A 345-nucleotide genomic window follows, 5' to 3' on the forward strand; every position below is an offset into this window, starting at 1 on the left:
CACGATGGTGGACCAGCTGTCGTCGTTCGCCCAGGAGGTCACGCGGGTGGCCCGTGAGGTGGGTACGGAGGGCATCCTCGGCGGTCAGGCGGAGGTGCAGGGTGTCTCCGGCACCTGGAAGGACCTCACGCAGTCCGTGAACGGCATGGCCAACAACCTGACCATGCAGGTCCGCAACATCGCCGAGGTGACGACCGCGGTCGCCAAGGGCGACCTGTCGAAGAAGATCACCGTCGACGCCAAGGGCGAGATCCTCGAACTGGTCACCACCGTCAACACCATGGTCGACCAGCTGTCGTCATTCGCCGAGCAGGTCACGCGGGTGGCCCGTGAGGTGGGCACGGA

General features: G+C 66.1%; 1 protein-coding gene. It reads left to right on the top strand.

Features of this window, described 5'->3' with window-relative positions; genetic code table 11:
* A partial coding sequence (locus H0H10_RS01640) for a HAMP domain-containing protein (RefSeq protein WP_188178971.1) occupies positions 1–345 on the top strand: 345 nt, incomplete at both ends.

Source organism: Streptomyces griseicoloratus, assembly GCF_014534645.1.
Lineage (GTDB): Bacteria > Actinomycetota > Actinomycetes > Streptomycetales > Streptomycetaceae > Streptomyces > Streptomyces griseicoloratus.